The sequence below is a fragment of the Streptomyces sp. NPDC000941 genome, from assembly GCF_053599555.1.
In genome coordinates this window covers 33,294-47,744 of record NZ_JBSFMM010000009.1, presented here as the reverse complement: position 1 = coordinate 47,744, position 14,451 = coordinate 33,294, and the positions used below count along the sequence as shown (strand labels likewise).

The 14,451-nt window shown below is 71.0% G+C and carries 14 protein-coding genes; 10 read left to right on the top strand and 4 right to left on the bottom strand.

Annotation, left to right across the window (positions count from 1 at the left end; genetic code table 11):
- Window positions 1-23: 23 nt before the first annotated feature.
- Window positions 24-176 (bottom strand): hypothetical protein, encoded by a 153-nt coding sequence (locus tag ACWDSL_RS05615; protein WP_398527298.1) that lies wholly within the window; start codon window positions 174-176, stop codon window positions 24-26.
- A gap of 179 nt (window positions 177-355) precedes the next feature.
- Between ACWDSL_RS05615 and ACWDSL_RS05610 the strand changes: the two genes are divergently transcribed.
- The 4 genes from ACWDSL_RS05610 to ACWDSL_RS05595 all read left to right on the top strand — a co-directional run bounded on the left by ACWDSL_RS05610 (window position 356) and on the right by ACWDSL_RS05595 (window position 4,637).
- Window positions 356-1,543: a YcaO-like family protein gene (locus tag ACWDSL_RS05610; RefSeq protein ID WP_450482006.1), complete on the top strand. Its 1,188-nt coding sequence runs from the start codon at window positions 356-358 to the stop codon at window positions 1,541-1,543.
- A complete protein-coding gene (locus ACWDSL_RS05605) occupies window positions 1,540-2,952 on the top strand; it encodes a TfuA-like protein (protein ID WP_450482004.1) in 1,413 nt (470 codons plus the stop codon). The genes ACWDSL_RS05610 and ACWDSL_RS05605 overlap by 4 nt, the downstream gene beginning before the upstream one ends.
- Window positions 2,953-3,133: 181 nt before the next feature.
- On the top strand, window positions 3,134-3,895 hold the full coding sequence (locus ACWDSL_RS05600; RefSeq protein WP_450482002.1) for a response regulator transcription factor: 762 nt from the start codon (window positions 3,134-3,136) through the stop codon (window positions 3,893-3,895).
- A 16-nt stretch (window positions 3,896-3,911) separates the two neighbouring features.
- Window positions 3,912-4,637, top strand: a complete 726-nt coding sequence (locus ACWDSL_RS05595; RefSeq protein ID WP_450482000.1) for a sensor histidine kinase — start codon at window positions 3,912-3,914, stop codon at window positions 4,635-4,637.
- Window positions 4,638-4,657: 20 nt separating this feature from the next.
- Here the strand turns inward: ACWDSL_RS05595 and ACWDSL_RS05590 are convergent, their stop codons facing one another.
- On the bottom strand, window positions 4,658-5,560 hold the full coding sequence (locus ACWDSL_RS05590; protein ID WP_450481998.1) for a helix-turn-helix domain-containing protein: 903 nt from the start codon (window positions 5,558-5,560) through the stop codon (window positions 4,658-4,660).
- A 135-nt stretch (window positions 5,561-5,695) separates the two neighbouring features.
- Window positions 5,696-6,586: an MBL fold metallo-hydrolase gene (locus tag ACWDSL_RS05585; protein WP_450481996.1), complete on the bottom strand. Its 891-nt coding sequence runs from the start codon at window positions 6,584-6,586 to the stop codon at window positions 5,696-5,698.
- 103 nt (window positions 6,587-6,689) lie between these two features.
- On the opposite strand from ACWDSL_RS05585, the gene ACWDSL_RS05580 reads away from it, so the two are divergent.
- Entirely contained in the window at window positions 6,690-7,601 is a 912-nt protein-coding gene (locus ACWDSL_RS05580) for a LysR family transcriptional regulator (RefSeq protein ID WP_450481994.1), read from the top strand.
- A 324-nt stretch (window positions 7,602-7,925) separates the two neighbouring features.
- Here the strand turns inward: ACWDSL_RS05580 and ACWDSL_RS05575 are convergent, their stop codons facing one another.
- Window positions 7,926-8,789 carry a helix-turn-helix domain-containing protein gene (locus ACWDSL_RS05575; RefSeq protein WP_450481992.1) on the bottom strand — a complete coding sequence of 288 codons (864 nt, stop codon included), beginning with the start codon at window positions 8,787-8,789 and terminating at the stop codon, window positions 7,926-7,928.
- Between the two features lie 214 nt (window positions 8,790-9,003).
- On the opposite strand from ACWDSL_RS05575, the gene ACWDSL_RS05570 reads away from it, so the two are divergent.
- From ACWDSL_RS05570 to ACWDSL_RS05550, 5 genes are all read left to right on the top strand, one after another.
- Window positions 9,004-9,411, top strand: a complete 408-nt coding sequence (locus ACWDSL_RS05570; RefSeq protein WP_450482075.1) for a (R)-mandelonitrile lyase — start codon at window positions 9,004-9,006, stop codon at window positions 9,409-9,411.
- Window positions 9,412-9,486: 75 nt separating this feature from the next.
- Entirely contained in the window at window positions 9,487-9,864 is a 378-nt protein-coding gene (locus tag ACWDSL_RS05565; protein ID WP_450481990.1) for a DUF2255 family protein, read from the top strand.
- 387 nt (window positions 9,865-10,251) lie between these two features.
- Window positions 10,252-11,718 (top strand): Y4yA family PLP-dependent enzyme, encoded by a 1,467-nt coding sequence (locus ACWDSL_RS05560; protein ID WP_450481988.1) that lies wholly within the window; start codon window positions 10,252-10,254, stop codon window positions 11,716-11,718.
- On the top strand, window positions 11,715-13,091 hold the full coding sequence (locus ACWDSL_RS05555) for a pyridoxal-phosphate dependent enzyme (protein WP_450481986.1): 1,377 nt from the start codon (window positions 11,715-11,717) through the stop codon (window positions 13,089-13,091). The genes ACWDSL_RS05560 and ACWDSL_RS05555 overlap by 4 nt, the downstream gene beginning before the upstream one ends.
- A 10-nt stretch (window positions 13,092-13,101) precedes the next feature.
- Window positions 13,102-14,328 (top strand): aminotransferase class V-fold PLP-dependent enzyme, encoded by a 1,227-nt coding sequence (locus tag ACWDSL_RS05550; protein ID WP_450481984.1) that lies wholly within the window; start codon window positions 13,102-13,104, stop codon window positions 14,326-14,328.
- The last annotated feature ends 123 nt before the right edge of the window (window positions 14,329-14,451 follow it).

The following is a 14,451-nucleotide window of genomic DNA, read 5'->3' as shown; positions in this document are numbered from 1 at the left end:
CGCCACCGGGGCCGGCCGCTGTGTCACGACAGCGCGCAGGAACTGCTGGCGCTCTGACAACAGGCGTACGCCCACGCCGAACCGGCGCCGCCGTTGTCCTCGGTCGTGTCCGACTCGACTACCTCGAACATCTCGTCACCGAGCTGTTCGAGGTCGAGGAGAGAGGTGTTCTCCATTTCCTCATTCCTTTCGATGGACTGCAAAGGACAATCGAATAGTTATCCCGCTCCAAAGGCGTCGGACACCCCTCTTACAGATTTCTTGCACGCCGCTTGCGGAATCTTGTTTCACCGCTGTCGCTCCGCTGACCTCCGTCTGCCCAGTCGTTTCCGTACCAACGCCGATGCTGATGCACATGAAGAAGGTCCATTTCGATGGCACACATCGAGTCCGGCATCCGGAAGAGACCTGGACGCTCATCAATGGGCTGCGGGACAGATTCGGTATCACGCGGGTCGCCGATGTCACCGGTCTCGACACCCTGGGCGTGCCGGTGGTGATGGCCGTGCGCCCGGCGGCCAAGACCCTCACCGTCTCGCAGGGCAAGGGGCCATCGCTGCTGCTGGCCCGCGTCTCCGCGGTCATGGAGTCCGTGGAGCTGTGGCACGCCGAGTACGCGTGTCCGGCCCCCGAGCTCAGGCACACCCCCGCATGCGAGCTGGAGTTGCCGTACGACGTATGCGATCTGCAGCAGCAGCACGGCAGCCTGCTGAGCGAACGGACACCGCTGGACTGGGTCATCGGCGTCGACGCCGTCAGCGGCACCAAGACCCTGGTGCCGCGCGCCTACGTCAGGGTCGACTACCAGGTGTCCCGGGCCTGGCAGCCACCGCTCCTGCACGGCTCCACCAACGGTCTGGCCAGCGGGAACACTTACGACGAGGCGTTGGCGCACGCGCTGTACGAGGTCATCGAGCGGGACTGCACGGCCACCATCGGCTCGCTGCCCGTGGCCGGGCGGCGGCATGTGGATCCGTCGAGCGTGGCCGATCCGCTGTGCGCGACGGTGCTCGGGCGGATCGCGGAGGCGGGCGCCTGGGTCGAGATCGTGGAGGTGCCCAACCGCTGGGGGCTGCCCTGCTTCGTGAGCTACATCTGGTCGGAGGACTTCCCGGCGCTCGCGGTCGGCTCCGGGGTGCACAGCTCACCGGCCGTGGCGCTCAGCCGCGCCGTGACGGAGTCGGCTCAGAGCCGGCTGACCGCGATCGCGGGCAGCCGCGACGACCTGGCCGCGGTGCTGTTCACGGGCGGCCCGTCGGCCGCCGCGCCGCCACCGGTCACCGAGGGCGAGATCGTCCCTTGGCAGGCCGTCTCCGGGCAGGGCCGTGAGTTCGCGGAGGACACCGAGGAGACGCGTTGGCTCGCGGGCGAGGTGCACCGGGTGACCGGCCGTCCGCCCGTGGCCGTCGACCTCAGTACGGAGAGCGGCTTCAGCGTGGTCAAGGTGGTGGCGGCGGGTCTTGAGTTCGACGGCCGCCACGAGATTCCACGGCCCCTCAAGGCCACGTCGTCATCCACCGCCCGTCCCAAGGGGGCCTCGTGACCGTCCATGTGTTCATCGGGCCCACCCTCTCGGCCGCCGATGTCCTGGCGGTGGCGGACCGTGCGGTGGTGCACCGCCCGGTGCGCCACGGCGATCTGCTCGCCCTGGACACGGGCGCGGCGGACACCGTGCTGATCATCGACGGGGTGTTCCACCAGACCGCCCCGGTGCGGCACAAGGAGATCATCGATGTCCTGGCCCGGCGCACCCGTGTCATCGGCGCCTCCAGCATGGGCGCGCTACGGGCCGCCGAGCTGTGGCCGTACGGCATGGAGGGCGTGGGGCTGGTCTTCGGCATGTACGCGCAGGGCGAGCTGGATTCCGACGAGGAGGTCGCGGTCGGCCATCTGCCGTCGGGCGAACACCGGCAGTTGACCGTTCCGCTGGTCAATGTGCGGTGGACGATCTCCAACGCGGTCACCGGGAAGGCGCTCGCTCCCGAGGACGGCACGACGCTGCTGAACACGGCCCGGACCCTGCACTACACCGAGCGGAGCTGGTCGGCGATCGTGCACACCACCCGGCGGCTGCACCCGGCCGCCGCCGAAGCGGCCGTGGCGCTGCGCGAGTTCGCGGAGCGCCACCCCGACCTCTCCGACCTCAAGCGGCGCGACGCGCTGCTGGCCCTGTCGCACTGCGCGACCCCGCGCACCGCCGCCTCCTTCCCCGGGTTCACGCCTGCCTGGATGGTGCCGCGCACGATGTATCTGGACCGCTGGCGCGGGACGTACCGCCCCGCGGTGCGTGATCGGCGCACGGCCGCGGTATCCGAGCTCGACGTGCTGCGCTTCCAGCAGCTGTACGCGCCCGACTTCCCGCTGCGCTACCGCCGGTTCGCGCTGACCCGGATCGCGGGCGTACCGCCGGCTTCCACCGACGACGGCGGCGACGGCAGCGACGGCAGCGACGGCGACAGTTGCCTCGTGCGCGCCGCGCTGGAGGCCGCGGACCAGCGCGGCATCTCCGCGCAGACGCTGCCGCCCTCCGCCTGGTCGTACTGGCTGACGCCGCGGGAGCAGCGCGAGGGCGGCCCCGAACACCGCCTGTCGACGCTGCTGGTGCGCTCGTTCCGGAGCGCACCCGGGGCGGTGCCCTTCCATGACGCCCCCGCGGAGCTGCGCGGTACGGACGAGGCGTGGGCCGCGAGCGCCGACGCCGTGGCGGCGGCGGACCGCCTCAACGAGCAGATGGCCCGCACCGGCGAGCGCCGCACCCCGCGCCATCTGCCGCTGCCCCTGGTCCGGCGCCACCTGGCGGACACCTGGCGCGTCGAGGAGCCCGCCGCGTTGACGGCCGTGGCGCGCGACCGGGGGTTCGTCTCCCTCGGGGAGGCCGAGGACGCCGCCCGGCGGTTCGTAACTCTGCGCCGGGCGCGCGGGGATCGGCGCCCCGAAGCCCCCGCCTGCTGAACGGACTATTCACCGCCCCCTGAACGAGGACCTTTCATGTTCATCTCCATTGAAAATCTGATGACCCGCTTGATAAACAAGAGCGAAGGGAAAAACGGTTCGGTCAACATAATCGCGGTATCGATATGCGGCTCCGCCGTGTGTCGCGATCGCGCTCCGCCCACGGGGGAGGACCAGATCCATGAACATCCTGATCGTCGAGGACGACGACAGAATAGCCGAGGCTCTAAAGCAGACCTTACGCGTCCACGGTTATGAATCGAATTACGTAGGCACGGGCGCGGCAGCCCTGACCCGGCTCGCGGACGCGGGCCTGGTCCTTCTCGACCTCGGCCTGCCGGATCTCGACGGCCACGAGGTCTGCCGGCGGATCCGCGAGCTGTCGTGCGTACCCGTCATCGTGCTCAGCGGCAGAACCGAGGAACTGGACCGGGTGATGGCCCTGCACATGGGCGCGGACGATTTCGTCGCCAAACCCTTCAGCCGCTATGAGTTGGTGGCCCGTATCCAGGCCGTGCTGCGCAGGGCGGGGGGCTGTCCCCAGCACGCAGCCGACGCGGTGGCTCCCGCCCCAGTCTCCCTGGAAACGTCCCTTCCGAAACCGGAACCGCACGGTCCGGCGCAGCCCCCGCTGCAGCCTCTCCTCCAGGCCGGCCCGATCCGGCTGGACCCGCGCACCCGCAAGCTGTTCGTGGAAGGCTCGGAAGTGCACATCACCCGCAAGGAGTTCGACCTGCTGGCGATGTTGCTCGAAGAGCCCGGAGCGGTGATGGAGCGCCAGGACATCATGTGCCGGGTGTGGGACGAGAACTGGTTCGGGTCCACCCGGACCCTCGACGTCCATGTGGGCTCGCTGCGCGCCAAGCTCGGCCATACGGAATGGATCGAGACCGTGCGCGGAGTCGGCTATCGGCTGGCGCTGCCGACCGCCGCGCACGCCTGAGACTGGACGTACCACGATGACGAAGAGGCTGCCCGCCCCCGCACCGGTCCCGGCACCGCCGCTCCCCGCTGTCGGCTCCCCCTCCATGGCCGCCGTGGCCGCCCATCAGGTGCGCGGCCCCCTGTCCTCCGTACGGCTCCGTCTGGAGCTGCTGCAGGACACGCTGACCGGTGCGTCCCATACGGCCGCCAGACGCGAGGTCTCCGGTGTGCTCCACGAGGTGGACCGCCTCTCCCATGTGCTGGAACAGGTGCTGGCCTGGGGCACCGTCGACCACGGCGCCGACACCCCGGTCGAGACGGTCGACGTCCTGAGCGTGGCCGCGTCCCGCGTCGACGCCTGGTCGGCCCTGGCCGCGGACCGTGGCGTACGGCTGCGGATGGACGGGACCGCCGTCACCGGCAGGCACGTCCGCAGCTCCCTGGAGCAGGTCCTCGACATCCTGCTCGACAACGCGCTGCATGTGACACCGGGCGGGGGCAGCGTGCTCGTGGCGGTGCACACCGCCGCCTCCGAGGCCCGTGTGGAGGTCCGCGATCAGGGGCCCGGAATGACGAACGAGGAGATCTCACACGCCTGCGAGCCGTTCTGGCGCGGAAGCTCCGGACCCGACCGCAAGGGAACGGGCCTCGGGCTGACGATCGCCGCGGGGCTCCTGGCCGCCTCGGGCGGCCGCCTCGAACTGGGCCGCTCCCCCGTCGGCGGGCTACGGGCGGTGGCGGTGCTGCCACGGGCGGAGTGACGCCTTCCAACCCACCACGCTCAGCGGGAGGGCCGCTGGTCGGTCAGGACGATGCTGGTGACCTCTCCGCGCATCCGGTCGTGGGCCATGAGGGCGGTGGTGGAGGCGGTGCGCGCGAGGTGCAGCCGGCGTGGCGGGAGGCCGGTCATCGCCGTGCACTCGCGGGTGAAATGCGCCTGGTCGCAGTAGCCGGAGGCGGCCGCGACCTGGGCCGGGACGCAGCCTCGCGCCAGCAGTCGCAAGGCGCGCCGCAGCCGCAGCACGCGCGCTGCGGTCTTGGGCGGCAGGCCGATCTGCTCCCGGAACCGCTTCTCCAGCGTCCGTGACCCCCAGCCCGTAAGCGCGGTCAACCGGCGGATCGGCACGGTGCCGCCGGTGCGTACGAGCTCCCGCCAGGCGGCCACCACGGGCGGTGCGCACGGCGGCCCGCCGGCGGCCCAGGCCGGCAGCACGGTGTCCAGCAGCTGGAACCGTTCGGGCCAGCCGGGCAGGGCCGCGAGCGCGTCGGTCAGGTCGTGGATGCGGGGGCCGAGGAGTTCGCCCGGGGGGATGACGGTCTCGGCCAGCTCGTGCATGGCCACCCCGAACAGGGTGAAGGCCACCCATGGTTCGAGGACCACCTCCACCCCGTACAGACTGCCGTTGTGCTCCCCCTGCCCGGCATGGGTGCCGAGCCCCATGAGCACGGAGGTGAAGTCGGCCGCGGACGAGGGCCGGGTCGGGTCGCTGATCCGCAGCGAGCCCTGGAAGCCGAGCATGAGGGTCACCGCCCCGATGGGCAGCTCCAGTCGGCGCCGGGGCCGCCCGAGGGCCATCCGGAAGCCGCGGTAGCCGTGCACACCCGGCCGCAGCCGCGGATGTGGCCGGGCCGCCACCGTCTCCCACGTTCGCTCGGGACAGACGCCGCGCCGCAGCCCGCCCATGGACGATTCCCCCCGGGACGATCCGAACACCCGTGACGGGTGTGATGGACAGGGCCCAGTCCAGTGGCCGGGGGATTGTTGCGCAAGCCGGATCCACGCCATCGAACAATCGCTTCAACGGGGCAGAACAGCGGGTCAGGAGTGCTCGGCGCACAGACAGCCCACGCCCTTCTCGATCCACTCCCGTCCCGCCCACTGCGGATGCCGTTCGATCATCACCGCCCTGACCTCCTCGGTGATCGTCTCCTCGCTCATGGCCGAGTCCCGGCGCACCCAGGTCTCCTCGCGCAGCGACAGGAGGTAGTCACGGACGTCGGCGAGCAGTTGCGGGCCGCCGATGTCGCCGTGGCCGGGTACCACCACCCGTGGGTCCTCGGCGGCCAGGCGCCGCATCACCTCGATCCAGCGGATGCCGGACACATCGGTGTCGTGCGGCGGAAACCAGGGGAAGATCGCGAACTGCCCGGCCTCCGCCAGATCTCCGGTGAACATCACCCCGGCGTCCGGGACCGTGACCACCTGATCCCCCTTGCTGTGCGCCCGGCCGGTGGCCCGCAGCCGCACCGCCCGGCCGCCGAGGTCGAGGTCGTACGAGGTGTCGTAGACGAGGTCCGGAGCCACCAGTTCGACCCCCTCCAGCTGCCGGGCGACCGGCTCGCCGAGCCCTCTGAACATCTCGAGGTAGCCGGGGCCCTTGGTGGCCAGATCCTCGGCCTGCGCCTTGTTGACCAGGTACGTAGCCTCCCCGGCGAACTCCTGTGCGCCGAAGGCGTGCTCGGGGTGGAAGTGCGTCGTCGTCAGATAGAGCTTGCGGCCACCGGCGTGATCGGCCGCGAATTTCAGCACGGCGGCGGCGTTGCGCGGGCCCATTCCGGTCTCGACGACCAGTACGGAGTGTGTGCCACCGATGATGCCGACGTTGGGCACCAGCTGGACGCCCCGGTTCGGGATCACCACCAGATCGCGGGCGAGTTCCCGCGCGTGGGCGGTCCGTACCACGGGCTCGGGCAGCGTGTATTCGGTCATGACACAGGCTCCTTTCGGGTCCGTCCCAGTCCAGCGCGGGAGGCAGGGGCGGGTCCAACACCGGTTCCGCAGGCCCGATACCGCGCGGGTATCGTTGCCGGTGATGGACCTACGCTCGCTCCGCTATTTCGTGGCCGTCGCCGAGGAGCGCCACTTCGGGCGCGCCGCGGTCCGGCTGCATATGACCCAGCCGCCGCTGAGCCGGGCCGTGAAGCAGCTGGAGACCGAGCTCGGCGCGCCCCTGCTGCGCCGCTCCGCCACGGGAGTCGCGCTCACCGCCGCCGGAACCGCGCTCTACGACGAGGCGCGCACGCTGCTGGCCGCTGCCGAGCAGGCGCGCGCCCGGGTCGCCGCCGCGGCCGGTGCCGCCACCATGACCATCGGCACCCTCGCCGACAGCGCCGAACAGGCCGGTCACCGCCTCGTCGCGGCCTTCCGCCGACGCCACCCCGATATCCATGTCGGCATCCGCGAAGCGGACTTCGCCGACCCGACCACGGGCCTGCGGGCAGGTCTCGTCGATGTCGCGCTCACCCGGACACCGTTCGACGACACCGGAATCAGCACCCATGTATTGCGCTCCGACCCGGTCGGGGCGGTGCTGCGCACCGAGGACCCGCTCGCCCGCCAGACCACCCTGCACCTGCGCGATCTCGCCGGGCGCCCATGGTTCCGGCTGCCCGAGGGCACCGATCCCCTCTGGGCCGCCTGCTGGACCGGCGCCATGTCCGGCGGTGAGCTCCGGGACGGTCCCGTGGTGCGCACGGCCCAGGAGTGTCAGCAGGCCGTGCTCTGGAACGGCACGGTCGGGCTGATGCCCCTCGCGCATACGCCGCCCGCCGGGCTCACCGTCGTACCGCTGGCCGACATGCCGCCCAGCCGGCTCGTCGTCGCCTGGAAAACCGACGACGCCGCCCCGCTCGTCCGCTCGTTCGTCGGCATCGCCGCGGCCCTCTACCGCTCAGGGGCGCCATCGGGCCGGCACCGTACCGTCCGGCGATCGACGACATCGTGATGATCTTCCCACGGGGCCGGTCGACGGCCAGGGGTTGCTGGGCGCGCATCCGGGCAGCGGCCTGAATGGTCGGCATAACGTCGAGCCACCTCGGCGAGGTCGGCGTCGCGGCCGATGACAGCCAGGTGTGCACACAGAGGCGAGCCGCAGGACGATCGGCCGTCCCATGCCGGCCCGGCTCCGGTGACCGCGATGCAGAGACCGCCGAGGTCGTGCTCTCTCAGGATAACCCCGCAGAGCGGGACGTCTCACCCAAGGCCGACAGAGAGGGTGCCAATCGGGCGATCCAGCGAGCGACGAGGCGTGAGCGGGCGCGAAGGGTGGTCAGCTCGTGGTGTCCGGGGCGGCCTGGTGGCCGGCCGCGGCCCAGGAGGCGAGGATGCGCAGGCCGTCGTGCGAGGGCGTGCCCGGTTTCGCGGTCCAGATGACCAGCTGCTGGTCCGGGTCGGTGCTGGCGGTGAGCGTGTCCCATTCGAGGACGAGGGGGCCGGCCACGGGGTGGTTCAGCGTCTTCGTGCCCACGGTGCGCGCGGCCACATGGCGAGCCGCCCACCACCGGCGGAAATCCGGGTCCCGCTCCGACAGTTCGTTCACCAGCGCGGTGAGCCGTGGGGAGCCGGCGCTGTGGGCCGCCTCCATACGCAGCTGGGCCACGGTGATCAGGGCCGTGTCCTCCCAGTCCGCGTACAGGTCTTTCATTCGGTCGCTGAAGACCATCTTCGCGTAGTTGCGGTCCTCGGGCGGGACCTGCCCGAAGTCGCCGACCAGGGCGGCGGCCAGCGGATTCCACGCGAGCACATCCATCTGGCGGCCGAGGACCATGGCCGGGATCGAGACGAGGTCGTCCAGCAACCGCTGCAACTGCGGATTGACCGTCTGCACCTCATGCCGACGCGACCGGCCGGTCTCCCGGCCCGCCAGCTCGAACGCGTACGCGCGCTGGTCCTCGTTCAGCCGCAGAACACGCGAGATGGCGGACAGCACCGGCTCGGACACCTGCATACGGCCCTGTTCCAGGCGGGTGTAGTAGTCGGTGCTGATGGCGGCCAACATGGCCACTTCCTCGCGGCGCAGCCCCGGCACCCGCCGGGACGCACCGCTGTCGGGCAGCCCCACGGAGCGGGGGGTCAGCTCGGCGCGCCGGGTCTTGAGGAACTGTCCCAGCTCGATGGCTGCGTTGCGCGTCATGCCAGCCATTTTCACAGAAACCGACCGCTGCGCGAATGGCTGGGCCACCGCTCCAGGGCAGGGGCAGGGGCCGAAGGGGGGAGAGTTTTCTCCCTGGTTGATTGCCTTCCGCGGTGGAACTCTCCTCTGTACGGGCACACGGGGGTACGGGCTCGGGAACGACGTGATGTACGGGCTCGAGACCGACGAGACCGACGAGAAGAAAGCACGCACGATGGAACTGCTGAAGCCACCGCCGACCATGAAACTGCCCGCCGAGTGGTTCACCGGCGACGCCTGGGCCGATGTGATCCACCGGGGCGAGGAGCCCTCCCGCGCCCGGGCCAACATGGTCAGGTTCTCGCCCGGCGCCCGTACCGCCTGGCATTCGCACGGCCTGGGCCAGACCCTCTACATCGTCGAGGGCATCGCGCTGATCCAGTCCCGCGGTGGCGACATCCTCGAGGCCCGCCCCGGCGATGTCGTCTACACGCCCCCGGGCGAGCAGCACTGGCACGGCGCCGCTCCCGACCGGTTCATGGCCCATCTCGCGCTGTGGGAGACCGACGAGGTCTCCTGGCTGGAGCATGTCACCGACGCCGAGTACAACGGCCCACGCGTCGGCACCCGCACCCGCCCCTGACGCGCGCGATCGCATACGCGAGGGCCGTATCACCCACATCACTCGCAAGACCGGTATCGCGAAGGAGACGAGCCGATGACGATATGGACGAGCGACGAGCTCAGCAACATCGCGGCGGCCGACGAACTCGAGATTGCTCCGCTCCGCGGGGACGGCACACCGCGCACAGCGGTGCCGATCTGGGTGGTCCGCGACGGCGACGATCTCTACGTCCGCTCCTTCCGGGGCAGCGGCGGCGCCTGGTACCGCGCCGCTCAGGCCAGCCACGCGGGCCACATCACCTCCGGTGGCGTCGACAAGGACGTCACCCTCGTCGAGGCGCCCGACCCCGGCGTCAACGACCGCATCGACGCCGCGTACCGCTCCAAGTACAGCCGCTACAGCGGAACGTACGTCAGGCCCATGGTCGCGGACACGGCGCGCGCCACGACGCTCAAGCTCGTACCGCGCTGACCGGCCCGACCACCCGCCCCCGCGGAAAACCCGCTCGGCCTGGTCGCTGCCGACGGCTACCGTGGTCTCGGCCGGGAGGGTGCCCGGTGCGCAGGCGGCGGATACTTCTGGATCAACGATCCTCGCGGGTTCGAATCCCGCCACCGGCCCGATGGCCGGCGTGGCCGAGCGGCCGAAGGCAAAGGCACCGCAGCCGACTCTCGATCTCGGGCACCCTCCCCCGGCCCGCCCGGGCCGCCCGGCCCGCCCGGGCCTTCGATATGAGCCAGATGCACCCGCTCGGGGGTAAACGCCCTTGCGAGCGGAAATGCTCTGACGAAGTGCGGTAGTCGAGTCACGGCGAAGGTCCAGGAAGGTTCGAGGGCTCAGGGGGGAGGCGACCGCGGCATGGGCGGCGCCTTGTACCTGGAGCCGCGGTTGGGGGCGAGGCTCGGATCGCTGCTGGAGTCGGACCACCTGCTGCACACCCTCGCCGACGCGCTCGGTTCGCCGCTGGGCGTGGTGCTGCCCGACCAGCTCGCCGAGAACGTGGAGCGGTTCCGCTCGGTGTACCGCGGCCACCACCTCACGGGCCAGATCCTCCTGGCACACAAGGCAAACCGGTCCAGCGCCCTGCTGCGGCGCCTCGCCGCCACCGGCGCGGGGGTCGACGTCGCCTCGCTCGGCGAGTTGCAGCACGCCCTGGGCTGCGGGTTCGCCCCGTCCCTGATCACGGCCACCGGGCCGAAGGACCCGCGGTTCCTGTGGCTGGCCGCCCGGACCGGGGCCACCGTGAGCCTCGACTCCCCCGCCGAGCTCGACCAGCTCGCCACGCTGGTGCGCGCCCACGGCCTGCCGCGCGTCCGGGTGCTGCTGCGGCTGTCGGGGTTCGAGTCGTCGGGCGTCAAGGTGCTGACGCGCCGCAGCCGCTTCGGTACGCCTGTACCGGAGCTGGACACCGTACTGGGCACCCTCAAGCGGTACGCCGACGCGGTGGAGCTGACCGGTGTCGCCTATCACCTCGACACCACGTCCGCCGCCGAGAAGGCGGTCGCCCTCGAAGGCTGTCTGCTGGCCCTGGAGGACTGTCGCGACCGGGGTCTGACGCCACGGGCCGTCGACATCGGCGGCGGTTTCGGGGTCAACTACCTCGCCGACCGTACCCAGTGGGAGCGGTACACGACCGAGCTCGCACAGGCCGTCCTGGGCACCCGCCCGCCGCTGACCTGGGGCGGCCATGGCTACGGGCTGCGCGAGGACGGCGGCACGCTGCGCGGTGCGCTCGGGGTGTACCCGGCGTACCGTCCGGTGGCCGGTGAGCGTTATCTGGACGATCTGCTGTCCCGCCCGGCCGCCGCCTTCGGTGGCCGCCCGCTGGCCACGCTGCTTCTGGAACACCTCTACGACCTGCACACCGAGCCCGGCCGCGCCCTGCTCGACCAGTGCGGGGTGACCCTGGCGCGGGTGCTGGAGACCCGGGACGTGGGGGCGGGCCCGCTGTGGGTGCGGCTCGCGGCCACGGCGGGCGACATCGGTCTTGAGGAACACGGCATCCTCATGGATCCCGTCCTGCTGCCACGCGAACCGGGCGCGTCCGGCGTGCCCGCCGGACCCGTGGAGACGTATCTGTTCGGAAGTCTGTGCCTGGAGTCCGACCTGATCACGCGGCGGGTGGTGCATCTGCCGCGCCGCCCCGCCCCCGGCGATCTGCTGGCCTTTGTGAACACGGCCGGGTACTGCATGGACTTCCATGCCACGCGGGCGCAACGGCAGCCCGTCGCCCGCAAGGTGGCCGCCTGGCAGGACCGCGCCGGGTGGCGCTGGTGTCTGGACGAGGAGTACTGGCCGATCACACCTCCTGGGGGACAGCAGTGAGGTACGACAGCATCACCGGCGCCATCGGCAACACCCCGCTGGTCCGCATCGACCCGGCCGTGCACGGACTGCGCCATATCGACCTGTACGCCAAGCTCGAACTGCTCAACCCCTTCGGATCGGTCAAGGACCGGGCCGCATGGCATATGGCGCGCCCGCAACTGGCCGCCGCCATGGCGGCCGACAGCCAGGTCGTCGAGCTCTCCAGCGGAAACACGGCCAAGGCGCTCGCCGTGATCGCGGGCATGCACGGGCTGTCCTTCAAGAGCGTGACCAACCGGATGCGGGTGCCGGAGATCAAGGATCTGCTTCTGCTGCTGGGCGCGGAGATCGAGGAGTTGCCGGGGCAGAGCGAGTGTCTGGACCCGACGGCGACGGACGACCCGCTCACCGTCTTCCACCGCACGCTCGCCGCGTCCGGCAGCGCCTATCTCCACACCGACCAGTACTTCAACGCCCGTAACACCGAGGCCCATATCACCGGCACCGGGCCGGAGATCGTCAAGGATCTGGACGGCAAGGCCCCGGACTGGTTCATCGCCTGCGTGGGCACCGCCGGATCCTCCACCGGCGTCGCCCGGGTGCTGCGCGAACACGACCCCGGGGTGCGGGTCGTCGGCCTGGTGGCGGCCAAGTCCGACTTCATCCCGGGCATCCGCACCCTCGACGAGGTGCACGAGGTCGGGCTGTTCGACCCGGACACCTACGACACCATCGAGTCCGTCAGCGCGGACGAGGCCATCGACGGACTGCTGACCCTGAACCGGCGCTGCGGCATCATGGCGGGGCCCACCGGTGGCGCCGCGTACGTCGGCGCCGTACGCCATCTGCGCGCGTACGACGAGAAGATACGCGCCGAGAAGACGTGTGACGAGAACCCGGGCGGTGAGCAGCCGTCGGAGCCGGGGGGCGGCCGCAGGACCGCGGTGTTCATCGTCTGCGACCGGGTGGAGAGCTATCTGAGCTACGTCCGGCAGCGGCGCCCGGAGCTGCTGGGCCACCCGCGCCGGAAGTACTCCGCCGCCGATGTGTCCGACGCCGAGGCGCTGGCCGCGCCGTCCATCACGGTCCCCGACGCGCGGGCGTGGATCGATCGGGAGGGGCCGCTGGTGGTCGATCTGCGCAGCCCGTACGCGTACGCCGCGCTGCATATCGACGGCTCGGTGAACATCGTGGACGAGCTGTTCGAGGAGCTGGTCCACGGCGGCCTGCCCTTCAGCCGCAGCCGGCCGGTGCTGCTGGCCTGCCCGGTGGGCGAGAAGTCCGCTCGGTACGCGGCGCTGCTGACCCGGATGGGCCACCCCGACATACGCAGCCTCGAAGGCGGCATCATCGCCTGGCGCGACGCCGGCGCACCGCTCGTACGGGACTGAGGTGGCCGCCATGCCGGAAGCGCCGGAGGGGCCGGAAGGGCTGAAATCTCTGGAGGCACTGGAAGAGCTGCGGAAGTGGCAGCGCCGGCTGCGCGCCCAGTTCCCGATCGTCACCGGCCAGCCGGATCTGGTCTACCTGGACAGCGCGGCCACCGCGCAGAAGCCGCAGGCCGTGCTCGACGCCGTCTGGGCCTATCTCACCACCACCAACGCCAACGCCGGGCGCGCCACCTACCCCTGGGCCAACCGGACCACGGCGCTGGTCGAGGAGGCCCGGGACCGGATCAAGGAGTTTCTGCACGACCCGACCCCCGACAGGTCGTGCACACACTTCACCAGCGGTACGACGGAGGGTCTGCGGACCGTGGCCCGCGACTGGCTCCCGGAGTATCTGGCCGACGGGGACGAAATCGTCGTGCCCATGGCGGACCACCAGGCGAACATCTCCCCCTGGCTGGAGGCGCAGCGGCTGCTGGCCCGCCAGGGTGTCCGGGTGTCCGTCGTCGAGATGCCGTACCAGAAGGGTTCGGGCGACTACGACCACCGCGCGCTGGCAGCACTCGCCGGGCCCCGGACCCGGTTTGTCGCCGTCACGCATGTCCACCACGTCTACGGCGCGGACATGAACGTCCACCGCATCCGCCGGGCCGTCGGCCCTCAGGCGGTCATCTGCCTGGACGCCGCCCAGAGCGTCGGCCATCTGCCGGTCTCCGTGGCCGACCTCGACGTGGACTTCGTCGTCTTCTCCGGGCACAAGGCCCTGGCCCTGCCGGGCTCGGGCGCGGTGTGGGCCCGGCAGGCGCGCGGGCCGAAGTTCCGGCCCGGCGGCTGGAGCGGCACCCCGAACACCGCGGGCATCGTCTCCCTGGCCGCCGCGCTCGACTGGCTGGACGCGGCGGGCCTCGACCGGATCGAACGCTGGACCATGGCCCTGGCGGCCCGGCTGACCGACGGGCTGCGGCGGTTGGACGCGTACGAGGTGCTGGGCTGCCGGACCAGCCTCGCCGCGGACTCGACCGTGCAGCGGCGCCAGGGCATCGTCGCCTTCCGGCATCGCGAAATCACCTCCGGCGACCTGGGGTTCATCCTCTTCAGCCATGGCTTCATGGTCCGCTCGGACAGCCACTGCCAGGGCAGCGCGGGCGAGCGGACCGGGTCGGTGCGGGTGAGTCTGCACCTCCACAACACCCCTGAGGAGATCGAGCGGCTGCTCGATGTGTTGCGCGGGCTTCAGTGAAACTCATGGTTCAAACTCAGCGAATCGGGTGAATTCTCCGGACAGATGTGAATGGGAACCGTTTCCATCTGTAGGCTTCAGGCGCGCCGAGAACAGCAGGGAACAGCACAGAGCAGCAGAGAA

Coding starts and splice junctions, on each gene's coding strand:
- ACWDSL_RS05615 (WP_398527298.1), bottom strand. CDS start 176: ATGGAGAACACCTCTCTCCTCGACCTCGAACAGCTCGGTGACGAGATG.
- ACWDSL_RS05580 (WP_450481994.1), top strand. CDS start 6,690: ATGGACCTACGCTCGCTCCGCTATTTCGTGGCCGTCGCCGAGGAGCGC.
- ACWDSL_RS05560 (WP_450481988.1), top strand. CDS start 10,252: ATGGGCGGCGCCTTGTACCTGGAGCCGCGGTTGGGGGCGAGGCTCGGA.
- ACWDSL_RS05600 (WP_450482002.1), top strand. CDS start 3,134: ATGAACATCCTGATCGTCGAGGACGACGACAGAATAGCCGAGGCTCTA.
- ACWDSL_RS05570 (WP_450482075.1), top strand. CDS start 9,004: ATGGAACTGCTGAAGCCACCGCCGACCATGAAACTGCCCGCCGAGTGG.
- ACWDSL_RS05565 (WP_450481990.1), top strand. CDS start 9,487: ATGACGATATGGACGAGCGACGAGCTCAGCAACATCGCGGCGGCCGAC.
- ACWDSL_RS05575 (WP_450481992.1), bottom strand. CDS start 8,789: ATGACGCGCAACGCAGCCATCGAGCTGGGACAGTTCCTCAAGACCCGG.
- ACWDSL_RS05595 (WP_450482000.1), top strand. CDS start 3,912: ATGACGAAGAGGCTGCCCGCCCCCGCACCGGTCCCGGCACCGCCGCTC.
- ACWDSL_RS05585 (WP_450481996.1), bottom strand. CDS start 6,586: ATGACCGAATACACGCTGCCCGAGCCCGTGGTACGGACCGCCCACGCG.
- ACWDSL_RS05590 (WP_450481998.1), bottom strand. CDS start 5,560: ATGGGCGGGCTGCGGCGCGGCGTCTGTCCCGAGCGAACGTGGGAGACG.
- ACWDSL_RS05610 (WP_450482006.1), top strand. CDS start 356: ATGAAGAAGGTCCATTTCGATGGCACACATCGAGTCCGGCATCCGGAA.
- ACWDSL_RS05550 (WP_450481984.1), top strand. CDS start 13,102: ATGCCGGAAGCGCCGGAGGGGCCGGAAGGGCTGAAATCTCTGGAGGCA.